This is a genomic window from Rathayibacter tanaceti, assembly GCF_001634385.1.
GTDB classification, from domain to species: Bacteria; Actinomycetota; Actinomycetes; order Actinomycetales; family Microbacteriaceae; genus Rathayibacter; species Rathayibacter tanaceti.
Map to the genome: position 1 here is coordinate 1 of NZ_LIIN01000321.1, position 390 is coordinate 390.

The window sequence follows — 390 nt, forward strand, 5'->3', positions numbered from 1 at the left end:
GCACGCGCCCCCGCGCCTCGTCGTCGAGGAACTCCACCGCCGTCTCCGCCGTCATGATCGCGGAGCCCAGGTCGCAGAGGACGACGACGCCGTCACCGGACTCCGCCTCGCCCAGCGCCGCCGTGATCCGGTCGAAGCTGGTGCCGATGCCGCCGTCGTCCGTGCCCCCCGCCGCGATCAGCGCCACAGCGCCGGCCATCTGCTCCGCGAGCTCGACGAGCCCCTCCGCCAGACGAGCGCTGTGCGAGACGAGGACCAGCCCGACGCTCACGCGGCCGCCTCGGCCGCCGCGCGCAGGAGCAGCACTGTCGACACGCTGCCGGGGTCGCGGTGCCCGATGGCGCGCTCGCCGAGGTAGCTGGCGCGCCCTTTGCGGGCGACGAGCGGATC

2 protein-coding genes are annotated in these 390 nt (G+C 75.4%); both read right to left on the reverse strand.

The features are described from left to right. On the reverse strand, positions 1 to 271 hold a 271-nt coding region (gene dhaM, locus ACH61_RS15860), incomplete at its 3' end, for a dihydroxyacetone kinase phosphoryl donor subunit DhaM (protein ID WP_269085093.1). Then, the coding region (locus ACH61_RS15865) for a DAK2 domain-containing protein (RefSeq protein WP_153038975.1) at positions 268 to 390 on the reverse strand (123 nt) is incomplete at its 5' end. The genes ACH61_RS15865 and dhaM, both read right to left, overlap by 4 nt.